Origin of the sequence: Zarconia navalis LEGE 11467 (assembly GCF_015207075.1) — a bacterium.
In the GTDB taxonomy this organism is placed as follows: domain Bacteria; phylum Cyanobacteriota; class Cyanobacteriia; order Cyanobacteriales; family Geitlerinemataceae; genus Zarconia; species Zarconia navalis.
In genome coordinates this window covers 1-8,208 of sequence record NZ_JADEXN010000212.1, presented here as the reverse complement: position 1 = coordinate 8,208, position 8,208 = coordinate 1, and the positions used below count along the sequence as shown (strand labels likewise).

At 48.5% G+C, this 8,208-nt stretch carries 6 protein-coding genes and 1 pseudogene; 4 read left to right on the top strand and 3 right to left on the bottom strand.

Translation table 11 applies throughout. The features are described 5' to 3' along the window. Positions 1 to 361, bottom strand: a pseudogene (locus IQ235_RS12380) (ABC transporter permease); the annotation flags it as partial. A gap of 29 nt (positions 362 to 390) precedes the next feature. Continuing rightward, a complete protein-coding gene (locus tag IQ235_RS12375; RefSeq protein ID WP_264321767.1) occupies positions 391 to 1,230 on the bottom strand; it encodes an Npun_R2479 family HD domain-containing metalloprotein in 840 nt (279 codons plus the stop codon). Between the two features lie 453 nt (positions 1,231 to 1,683). On the opposite strand from IQ235_RS12375, the gene IQ235_RS12370 reads away from it, so the two are divergent. Both IQ235_RS12370 and msrP read left to right on the top strand, forming a co-directional pair. Beyond that, on the top strand, positions 1,684 to 1,893 hold the full coding sequence (locus IQ235_RS12370; protein WP_264321766.1) for a hypothetical protein: 210 nt from the start codon (positions 1,684 to 1,686) through the stop codon (positions 1,891 to 1,893). Positions 1,894 to 2,009: 116 nt separating this feature from the next. Further along, a complete protein-coding gene (msrP, locus tag IQ235_RS12365) occupies positions 2,010 to 2,993 on the top strand; it encodes a protein-methionine-sulfoxide reductase catalytic subunit MsrP (RefSeq protein WP_264321765.1) in 984 nt (327 codons plus the stop codon). Positions 2,994 to 3,072: 79 nt separating this feature from the next. Here the strand turns inward: msrP and IQ235_RS12360 are convergent, their stop codons facing one another. Then, a complete protein-coding gene (locus tag IQ235_RS12360; RefSeq protein WP_264321764.1) occupies positions 3,073 to 3,447 on the bottom strand; it encodes a tetratricopeptide repeat protein in 375 nt (124 codons plus the stop codon). A gap of 780 nt (positions 3,448 to 4,227) precedes the next feature. Between IQ235_RS12360 and IQ235_RS12355 the strand changes: the two genes are divergently transcribed. Beyond that, entirely contained in the window at positions 4,228 to 4,500 is a 273-nt protein-coding gene (locus tag IQ235_RS12355) for a hypothetical protein (protein ID WP_264321763.1), read from the top strand. Positions 4,501 to 4,691: 191 nt separating this feature from the next. Continuing rightward, positions 4,692 to 8,153: a response regulator gene (locus IQ235_RS12350; protein WP_264321762.1), complete on the top strand. Its 3,462-nt coding sequence runs from the start codon at positions 4,692 to 4,694 to the stop codon at positions 8,151 to 8,153. The last annotated feature ends 55 nt before the right edge of the window (positions 8,154 to 8,208 follow it).

The window sequence follows — 8,208 nt, the reverse complement described above, 5'->3', positions numbered from 1 at the left end:
CACCCAGGGTTCCGAACAAGTGAATGTTGCCCGGAATCAAGCCGAATAGTTTGTAGGTTTCGCCTTTGACGAACAGCCGCAGGGGGGAGGGTTGAGTCCGATCGATTTCTAGCGCCCGTTCTCCAGTTTCTAGAATCGTTGGCCCTTGGGTGGTGGGGTAGACGTGGGGACCGATAAAGCGATCGTTGTTATCGAACCAGAAAATTTGGGTCGGTGGCAGCAGAGAACCCATCTCCTGGGCGCTATCGGGAGCATAGGGCGCAAAAAAGCCCGCCCCGACGGCCAAAATATAAAAGATAATCAACACAGTCGCCCCAAAGCGGGCGAGGGAATTTTGCTTGAGTTTGGGCCACCACTGCATAAAACGTTAAAGTGTAGATGGAAACCGGACTACGAGGCTTTGGGCGCATCGTGTTCGACGACGAATACATTGGAATACAAATTCGCCACGATTTGCTTGCCCTGCTGGGTCAAGTCCAAATATTTTAGAGCATCTTTGACATAGGGAAAGACCCCATACCAATAGAATTTGGGATAGCCGTTGCGCAAATCTCCGGGGTTTTGGTAGCCCAAACCTTTATTGGTTCCAGTTTCTTCAAATTCGTAGAACAAGGCGCTAATTTTTTTGAGGTATCGCGGATCGCTCAACTGACCGATGAGGTCGGCGGCTCGCACCAAACCGGGATAGTTGATGGTGTCTCGATGGTCTTCGATGGAGGGGACGGGAAAACGGGTCAGTTCGATGTTGCGTTTGATGACTTCGGCATCAATGGGCTTGTGGCCGCCAAACCGTTCGTCAATGAATAATTTACCCCGATCGACGTGGTAAGGAGTCAATCCCGCATCGGATGCCCCCGGAGGTAAGCATACCATGACCCCTTCGATTCCGGTGGCGTACATCCCGTCGCGATCTTGGCGGCAAACACCTTTCACGTAGCCGATATCGTGGCACACCAGAGAAATGATGCAGTGCAACCAATCTTCGCAGGAAACTCCCCCTTGGCGGATTTGTCGACCGCGCAAAATTTCTTGTCCCACCAAGGCGACGAGAATCGTATGTTCGACATTATGGTAGAGAGCATCGCTGTTGGCAATATTTTCGAGTGCCATCCCCCCCGCCCAAGCAATGATATCTTCATAGTCGGGTTTGAGACCACCGTAGGTATGCTGGTAGCCATCGCGCAGATTTTGAACGAATTCGTCGATTAAAAGTTCCGTTGCGTTAAACATTTTTGCTGTCTTTTAAGAAACGATGGAAAATCTTCGATCGGGCTTGAGTCTTGATGGGTTAATATTTAGCGGCGCGATTTTTAATGATGCACCTGTATATATATTAATGTTCTCACTCATGAAGGCGATCGCCTCAAACCCTTGAATTTCTAACTAAATTGGACGAAATTATACCCAGGTCGCGATCGGGAATCCCCCCTTTACGCGCTTCGATCGTTTCTTTTTTGTCAATGAGAATAAATACCTAAGCACAAATGCCGATTTTTTCTAAGTTTTAACCACTTTGTTTTTCTTTCTGTAACAATATGTAATAGATACAACAGTGCGAGTTTAACAAAGCGAATCGATTGAATGGGCTGGCGTTAATTTATCTTAAGCAAAGTGTTAGCAAAAGCCTCGCTCTTCAAGGATAGAGCGCGATAGAATTTATCCCCGAGAGGTACGAGTTTACAAATGTCACCACTGTTCGCAATTGCCTTAATTTCTGCTCTAGTCGCAGCCTACCTTTACCTCAATCTTTCCGAAGAAGTCCCCCGGATGTGTGCTCTGGGAATTGTTGCGATCTGCTTCGTTCTCGATCTGGTTCTCGCACCCTGGCCGATTCAACTGGTGATTCTGACCTTGGTGCTGGTCGTTCCGCGCAAACTGATGGCTCCCAATTAGACCGTTTCCAGACAGCTCGATCGATACTTATCTGTCTGGGGGAATGCAAGCGATGGCTGTAAAAATAGTAAAATATCTTAACACGTAGAGTCGTTTTTCGATTGCCGCCATCCGCCATGACCCTCATCCGCATTCCCCCTTCCTGGTATATTTCCGAAAATAATATTACTCCCGAAAGCGCGTTTCTCAATCGTCGTCGTTTTCTCAAAACCCTGATCGGTGCGGGGGTGGGCGCTGCGGCTCTCTCCATTTCCGGCTGTCGGCAAGACACTTCGAGCAGCGAACTCTCTCCCACCGCCAATACCGTCAACCTCGGTTCCATCCCCCGCAATCCCAACTTTGCGGAGGTCGATCGAGCCATGACACCACGGGATCTGGCCGCTCGATACAACAACTTCTACGAATTTGGTGGAAATAAAGGGATTTGGAAAGCCGCCCAAGCGCTACCTACCGAGGATTGGAAAGTGGAAGTCACCGGAGAGGTGAAAAATCCCCGTACCTACGATCTCGACGACTTGAAATCCCGGTTTCCCATCGAAGAGCGCATTTATCGCTTCCGATGCGTGGAAGCCTGGTCGATGGTGGTTCCCTGGGCCGGATTTCCCATGCGCTTGCTTCTGGCCGATGTCGAACCCACCGCCGCCGCAAAATTCGTCAGTTTTACCTCTTTCTACGATCCGCAAATTACCACCGGCCCCGGCTGGCGGCCCAACAGCTTGCCCTGGCCCTATACCGAGGGACTGCGAATTGAGGAAATGGCTAACGATTTGGCTTTCTTCGCCACTGGCATCTACGGTCATACTCTGCCCAAGCAAAACGGCGCACCCATGCGGATGGTGGTTCCTTGGAAGTACGGCTTTAAAGGGGCAAAGTCGATCGTCAAAATCGAGTTCGTTAAAGAGCAACCCGCCACCTACTGGAATACTCTCATTCCCAACGAATACGGTTTCGAGGCGAACGTGAACCCCAGCCAACCCCACCCCCGTTGGTCCCAAGCGAGTGAGAAGGTCGTTAGTAAGGGTTCGCCCTTATCCTGGACGCGCATCCCCACACTTCCCTATAACGGATACGGCGAGTTCGTGGCCAATTTGTACGCTTGACCCCTATGAGATTTGCGTTGGTCGATCGTTTTCGATCGATGCAACGTTTGGAGATACGATCGCGCTCGCTCCTGCGACCTCAGACTCCAGATAATGTATCGACAGCCGCTTGATATCCAACGCGATCGTCTTGTGCGAGGTACAAGTCCGCCGCTCTTTCCAAATCGGCGATCGCCGCGTCTCGCTCGCCCAGATAGCTGAAGGCTTGTCCGCGCAAGAAGTAGGCATCGGCGAGAGTTTCGTCGATCTCGAGTGCTTTGTTCGCATGGTACGCGGCATTGTGATAATCGCCATCTGCCATGGCTGCGGTAGCTAAGACGACGAAATCATCGCCAACAACGCGCACGGAAGTATCCGATGGGGTGACTTGTTGCCCAAATGCCGGACTAGGGACAATGGCATTGAATAATGCTATAAGTGCAACAGTTCCTAAAGTTTTATGTAGTAATTTCACGGTAATGACCTCGAATTCGGTAAAGCATTCCGACCTGGTCTACCTATTAGTATAAATCGGCAATAAACCTGTTGCCTTCAGCCTTCTGAGGGATGTAAAATTTTTCTGGATTTGATATCATAATAAGTTAGATACGACACAATTTCGCGATCCTCTATCAAAATATAAAAATCTCTTAAAGATCGAACGGTTATCACTTTAAGATTGTTAAGTTGTTGCTAAAAAGTTTAGAGCCGATCGCATCGAGTTTGGTGGCATTAATTATCGTCATTCTGTCTATGGAAATAGCGTATATTTTCGTGCCACCCATCGACTGGTGGTGGGAACTCGTTAGGTGAAACGGAGAAAAACGGAAAGCATCGATAATATTCAACGGTATGACGAGTTGAGAATTGAATTTTGGACGAAATAAAGGGCGATCGAATCTTTGGCCTAAAAATATAACCTCTAAAAAACTCACAGATACCGTATTTTCTCTTTTCGGAGACTTTCATCAATAGTGGTCGAACACGACATCGTCTCAAGCAAGGGTAAATCGTCTAATTTGAGCTGCTATCAGTTGGGAATTTGACTTTGGATAAATTCGCGCATATCACTTTATTTGCGAATGTCGATGCAAATTTCTAGGGATCGAAAAGACCAAAACCACCGATTGATTTAACTCGAGGTTTTCCGATCGGCATTGGCATCGCTATCGTAGCGTCTCGCCATTTCTACCGTCGATTGCTTCAGTCTCTATCGGGAATTTCAAAAATATTTTCCGATCGAACTACTGGCGAAATGGCACGTCTTAGTAGCGAATCCAGTCAATTCACGATCGCAGCTTTGGAGGCTTTAAAAGCCATCGCAATTAACTCCGATATCGTCGATACTCAGCTCTCAACCGAGTTTAGTGCGAAAAATCGGTCAAATTATGGAAGTACGTCCAAAGGCGATCGATCGGCGGACTTAGAAGAACACGATATTGACGAGTACATTGTCGATCTCAAACGGAATTTCCAAAGGTTGAAGAACCCGCAGGACGAGGATCGAAACCGTATTTTTCAAGTTTAATTCGAGTTTAAATTTTCCAGACGCGCGGCGACGAACGTTCCTGACCAGTTCGCTTTTCGCTATAATCTGAAATAAAATCAATTAAAATAAGACCCACCAGGGGCATTGTAGTAGCTTTAAGGACTTAAAACCGACAAACACCGACAGCGAATCGAAATCGTTGCCGATTGGTCGGTCGATCGCTTGAAGATTTGAATTGGAGCATAAATTTTTATCCCAATATTATGGCCGATCGACATTCCTCTGCCGATTCTTCCTCCAAACTGCAACATCCTCCTTCTAAGCTTCCTCGCAAATCGGCACTGTCCCTACAAACGGTTCTCATCGTTCCCTTCATCCTCCAAATCTTTGCGGCTGTCGGATTAACCGGCTGGTTGTCATTGCGCAACGGACAAAAAGCCGTTAACGAAGCGATCGGCCAACTTGGCAACAGCGTCACCGATCGCATCGACGGACACGTTGAAAATTATCTCAATACCCCCCACCTCTTCCATCAAATCAACGATGCCTCCATTCGTAATGGCGGTTTGGATTTAGATGATTTTGAGTCTTTGCAAACCAAATTTCGATCGCTCATCCAAATCGACGAAGCGGTCGATTACATCTACTTCGGCAACGAATATGGGGATTTTCTCGGCGTGCAGGAACTTCCCGATGGGAACACCGTTCTCAAAGTTCGCGATCCTCAAACCGAACCGGAACGAGTCATCTACAACCTCGACGAATTTGGCACTCCCATCGAACAAGTCAAATCCAAAAAATACGATCCCCGTACCCGTCCCTGGTACAAAGCCGCCAAACAAAGAGGTGAGCCGACCTGGAGTCCCATCTTCCCCTCCGCTCATCTGGGGGTATTGCAAATTACCCCCGTCATACCCATTTCTACCCCCGAAGGCGAGTTTCGCGGTGCCCTGGGAACCAACTTGATTTTGTCTCAAATCGGTGAGTTTTTGGCGGAACTCGACATCGGTAAATCCGGTGTGGCGTTTACGATCGAGCGGTCGGGGGACTTGGTGGCCAGTTCCACCGACGAGGAATATCTCATCGAAACGGAGGCGGGAGAAGAAGAGCGAGTCTCGGCGGTTAATGCCCGATCTCCTCTGGTTGCCGCCACCACAGCTCAACTGTTCGATCGCACCGCAGATCTTGCCACCGTGCAGACCTCCCAACAGTTTGCCTACAGCCAAGATGGAGAGCGCTATCTGGTGCAAGTGACACCCTTTGAGGACGGTCGGGGGTTAGATTGGCTGATTGTGGTGACGATTCCCGAGTCGGATTTCATGGCGCAAATTAATGCCAACACTCGCACGACGATTGCCTTGTGCGCGGCCGCCTTGGCAGTGGCCACCGGAGTGGGAATTCTGGCGGCGCGGTGGGTGACGCGACCGATTTTGCAGTTGAACGCAGCAGCCGCTTCGATCGCCCGAGGGGAATGGGAGGCTACCGTTGGCAGTACCCACACCCAGGAAGTGGGAGAGTTAGCAAAATCCTTCGAGCAAATGGCCCATCGGTTGCAATCTTCCTTTACCACCCTCGAAGAAAAAAATGCCCAGTTACAGCATCTCGATAAACTCAAAGATGAGTTCCTCGCCAACACGTCCCACGAACTGCGAACCCCCCTCAACGGTACGATCGGGATTGTGGAATCCATGCTCGACGGTGCGACGGGACCACTATCGGACTTACAACGGCAAAACTTGCAGATGGTCGCGGGGAGCGGTCGCCGCCTGAGCAATCTCGTCAACGATATTCTCGACTTCTCCAAGCTCAAGCACAAAAATATCGAACTGCAACTCAAACCCATTTACTTGCGAGATATTATCGACATCGTCCTTACTTTGAGTCAGTCTCTCGTCGGTAGCAAAGACTTGCAACTGGTGAATGCTATTTCCCCAGAACTCCCTCCAGTAGAGGCTGACGAAAACCGATTGCAGCAAATTTTGTATAACTTGGTGGGCAACGCGATTAAATTTACCCAGAAAGGTTTTGTGGGGATTTCGGCAGAGCAGATCTCCTTCGGGGGGAGCAATCTCCTTGCCGTGACAATTTCCGATACTGGCATCGGGATTGCCCAAGACAAACTCGATCGCGTGTTTGCCTCTTTCGAGCAAGCAGATGGTTCCACCGCTCGCGAATACGGGGGGACGGGTTTGGGGTTGACTGTGAGCAAACAATTGGTGGAGTTGCACGGGGGAGAAATATCGGTACGCTCGATCGTCGATGTCGGCTCTCAATTTACCTTTACCCTGCCAGTGTCCCAACAAAGCTATCGAGTTGTAACCCCTCGAGAATTGCCTGGAGTGTCCCGAGTGCTCGACAGCCAGCAAGAGGGTCGCCGGGACGATCGAATTGTGCTCCTCGATCGCAACGAGATCTCGAACTCAAACCACTCTCTAACCCACAGGAGCGAAATTGAGAATAATAGGAGCCATCGACCTCGATTCAAGATTCTCACTGTCGATGACGAGCCGATCAATTTGCAAGTTCTCGTCAACTACCTAGCTCCGGAATATTACGACGTGACCCAGGCTTCTAATGGTATGGAAGCCATCGCGCTGATAGAAAACGGGTATAAACCCGATTTAGTTCTACTCGACGTGATGATGCCTAAAATGACTGGGTATGAAGTTTGCGGGCACTTGCGCCAAATCTATTCAACCAATGAATTGCCAATTTTAATGCTGACGGCGAAAAATCAAGTCAACGATCTCGTCGAGGCATTGAATATGGGCGCGAACGATTATTTAACCAAACCCGTTAACAAGCAAGAACTCCTCGCCCGAATTCAAACTCATCTCAAACTGGCTTCAATTTATACTGCCTACGGTCGATTTGTGCCCCATCAGTTTTTAGAAATTCTCCAAAAAGAGAGTATTCTCGAAGTCCGTTTAGGAGATGAAGTTCAAAAAAATATGTCAGTTTTATTTTCGGATATTCGCGACTTTACGAGTTTGTCCGAACAAATGACCCCCACCGATAATTTTAGATTTATTAATTCTTATTTATCGACCATGGAGCCAGCGATTTTAGACAATCACGGCTTTATCGATAAATATATTGGCGATGCGATTATGGCTCTATTTGGAGAAAGTGCCGACGATGCCGTCCGCGCGGGGATTATGATGTTGCGGCAACTCCAAGACTACAATCAAAATCGAAGAAAATCCGGCTACGAACCCATTCGCGTCGGCATTGGCATTAATACTGGCGATTTAATGCTCGGAACCGTGGGCTGCGAGCGACGAATGGATGGCACGGTGATTAGCGATGCGGTTAATTTAGCCTCCCGCTTGGAAGGTTTGACGAAACAATATGGCGTACCGTTACTGATATCCCAAAATACTTTTCTAGAACTACAAAATGTAGAGGATTATCAGATTCGTTTAGTCGATCGGGTCAATGTCAAAGGCAAAACAAAACAAGTCTCGGTGTTTGAAGTTTTTGATGCCGATGCCCCTTCTTTGCGAAAAGGTAAAGCCACGACCAAAACCTTATTCGAGCAAGCCATAGTTTTCCATCACATGCAAGCTTTTGAAGAAGCCGCCGAGCAATTTAAAGTCTGCGTGCAACAAGTCCCAGAAGACACCATCGCCCGAGCCTATTTGGCATTGTGCCAGAATCAACTCGAATTAACAGCGCGATCGGCAAGTTAGTTTGCAAATAAGTAATAAGTAATATAGCGGTTATCAATCTGTTGAAGTACAGAGT

Coding starts and splice junctions, on each gene's coding strand:
- msrP (WP_264321765.1), top strand. CDS start 2,010: ATGACCCTCATCCGCATTCCCCCTTCCTGGTATATTTCCGAAAATAAT.
- IQ235_RS12370 (WP_264321766.1), top strand. CDS start 1,684: ATGTCACCACTGTTCGCAATTGCCTTAATTTCTGCTCTAGTCGCAGCC.
- IQ235_RS12355 (WP_264321763.1), top strand. CDS start 4,228: ATGGCACGTCTTAGTAGCGAATCCAGTCAATTCACGATCGCAGCTTTG.
- IQ235_RS12375 (WP_264321767.1), bottom strand. CDS start 1,230: ATGTTTAACGCAACGGAACTTTTAATCGACGAATTCGTTCAAAATCTG.